At 76.2% G+C, this 2,667-nt stretch carries 4 protein-coding genes; all 4 read left to right on the forward strand.

Annotation, left to right across the window (positions count from 1 at the left end; all coding sequences use genetic code 11):
* Nucleotides 1-256: AroM family protein (locus tag ACFV5N_RS26550; protein ID WP_385604698.1), on the forward strand; the 256-nt coding region annotated here is incomplete at its 5' end.
* Nucleotides 257-280: 24 nt separating this feature from the next.
* The gene (locus ACFV5N_RS26555; protein ID WP_385604701.1) at nucleotides 281-913 is read left to right on the forward strand and encodes an aspartate/glutamate racemase family protein; all 633 of its coding nucleotides are present in this window, start codon (nucleotides 281-283) and stop codon (nucleotides 911-913) included.
* 129 nt (nucleotides 914-1,042) lie between these two features.
* Nucleotides 1,043-1,852: an SAM-dependent methyltransferase gene (locus ACFV5N_RS26560; protein ID WP_385604704.1), complete on the forward strand. Its 810-nt coding sequence runs from the start codon at nucleotides 1,043-1,045 to the stop codon at nucleotides 1,850-1,852.
* Between the two features lie 45 nt (nucleotides 1,853-1,897).
* The coding region (locus ACFV5N_RS26565; RefSeq protein ID WP_385604707.1) for an ABC transporter substrate-binding protein at nucleotides 1,898-2,667 on the forward strand (770 nt) is incomplete at its 3' end.

A 2,667-nucleotide genomic window follows, 5' to 3' on the forward strand; every position in this document is an offset into this window, starting at 1 on the left:
CTGGTCCGCGCTCCTCGACGGGCCGGTCCGGGTGACCGGCGCCGACCCGTACGCCCCCGGCGACGCCCCCCTCCACCAGGTGGCGCACGCCGCGGCCGGACTCGCCCGGCAGGGCAGCGCCTGGATCGTGCTCGACTGCATCGGCTACACCGAGCGGATGCGGCGCGCCGCCGCCGAGGCGTCCGGCCGCCCGGTCCTGCTCGCCCGCTCCCTGGCCATCCGGCTGGCCGCCGAGGCCGTCGCCGCGGGCGGCTGACGCCCGCAGAACAGGAGACCGACCGTGACCACCGGCATCATCCGCGTGCTCACCAGCGACGACCCCGGCCAGGTGGACCGGCACGGCCGGCTGCTGGCCGACCGGCTGGGCCTGCGCACCGTCTCGCGCTGCGTCCCCGGCCAGCCCCGGGGCATCCACGACGACGCGAGCGAACGGCGCGCCGGGCCGAAGATCGTCGAGCTGGCCCGCGCCCTGGAACGCGACGGCGCGGACACCCTGATCATCAGCTGCGCGGCCGACCCCGCCCTGGCCGCCACCCGCGCCGCCGTCTCGGTGCCGGTCATCGGCGCGGGCACCGCCGCGGCCGGGGTGGCCCTCGGCCTCGGCACCCGCATCGGCGTGATCGGCATCCGCGACGAGGTACCGCCGCCCCTGGCCGCGGTGCTCGGCCGGCACTACGCGGGCCACCGGCGCCCCGAGGGCGTGCACAGCACCGTGGACCCCGCCGCCGCCCACGGGCCCGCGCCCGGCCTCGCGGCGGCCGGCGAGCTGGTGGCGGCCGGGGCGGACACCCTGGTCCTGGCCTGCACCGGGCTCACCACCCTCGGCATCGCACCCCGGCTGGAGCGCGAACTGGGCGTCCCGGCCGTGGACGCCGTCCTCGCCGCCGGGCTGCTCGCCCTGCGCCCGCGCTGACCCCACCGGGCCGGGCCCGCTCCCGCGCGCCCCGCACCCGCTGGGGCACGCGGGACAGGGCGTGGACGGGTGACAGATGGCGACGCGAGGCAGACCATGAGGGAACGGTTCACTTCCCAGGAGGCAGCCATGAGCCCGGCCGACGACGCCCAGCACTCCGTCCCGCTCAAGATCGACACCACCGTGCCGCACTCGGCGCGGTTCTGGAACTACTGGCTCGGCGGGGAGGACTGGTACCCCGTGGACAAGGAACTCGGCGACGCGCTGCGCGAGCAGTACCCCAGCATCGCCGGCATCGCGGTGGCCTCCCGCGAGTTCCTCGGCCGCGCCGTACGCCACCTCGCCCGCGATGTCGGCATCCGGCAGTTCCTCGACATCGGCAGCGGACTGCCCACCGCCGAGAACACCCACCAGGTCGCCCAGCGCTACGCCCCCGACTCCCGCATCGTCTACGCCGACACCGACCCCACCGTCCTCATGCACTCCCAGGCGCTGCTCACCTCCACCCCGGAGGGGCGGACCGCCTACCTCGACGCCGACGTCCGCGACGTGGACGTCATGCTGGAGCGCGCCGGCACCGAACTCGACCTGGACCAGCCCGTCGCGCTGATGCTGCTCTCCATGCTCGGGCACATCGAACCCGACCCGGCCGCCGAACTGGTGCAGGAGTACACCCGGCGGCTGCCCTCCGGCAGCTACCTGGTCACCTGCGACAGCATCGACGACCCCGAGGTCATCGCCGTCTGCGAGGACTACGCCGCCGCCGGGGCCGCCCCGTACTACCCGCGCTCCCGTGACCAGCTGGCGGCCACCGCGAAGGGACTCGACCTGCTGCCGCCCGGCCTCGGCCCGATCGCGCGGTGGCGCCCCGAGCACCCGGAGGTCGAGCCGCCGCACGACCAGCTGTTCCAGTGGGGCCTGGTCGCCCGGAAACCCTGAGCCGGACCGGGGCCGAAGCCCCGCGCCCGCGCTTACCGTGGGGGAGTGCGCATCGTTTCCCTGCTTCCCTCCGCCACCGAGATCCTGTTCGCGATCGGCGCCGGTGACGCCGTGGTGGGCGTGACCTTCGAGTGCGACCACCCGCCCCTGGCCCGCACCCGGCGCATCGTGTCCACCAGCGCGCTCCCCGAGGGCCTGCCGCCCGCCGGGATCGACCGGGTGGTCAGCGAGCGGATGGCAGCCGGGGAGGACCTGTACCACCTCGACCGGGGCGCGCTGGCCGGTCTGGACGCCGACCTGGTGGTCACCCAGGACCTGTGCGCGGTGTGCGCGGTGGACGTCTCCACCGTCCATGACGCGCTCGACCACCTCGCGTGCTCCGCCGATGTGCTCACGATCGATCCGCACACCCTGGACGAGGTGATCGCGTCCGTCGTCACCATCGGCGACGCCACCGGGACCGGCGACCGCGCCCGGCGGCTGGCCGGCGCGCTGCGCGACCGGCTGGCCGCCGTGCGGGCGAAGGTGGCGGCCGAGGAACCGGCGGCGGCGCTCGTCCTGGAGTGGACCGACCCGCCGTTCGCCCCCGGCCACTGGGTGCCGGACATGATCGGGGCCGCCGGCGGACACTGCATCCTCGGCCGGGCGGGGGAGCGCTCGTACCGCACCGACTGGCCGGCGGTCACCGCCGCCGGGGCCGGGATCGTGGTGTGCGCCCCGTGCGGCTTCGGCCTGGAGGAATCCGCCCGGCTGGCCGCCCCGGTGGCCCGCCGGCTGCCCCCGGGGACGCAGCTGTGGGCGGTGGACGCCAACGC

Source organism: Streptomyces sp. NPDC059853 (genome assembly GCF_042731495.1).
GTDB lineage: Bacteria > Actinomycetota > Actinomycetes > Streptomycetales > Streptomycetaceae > Streptomyces.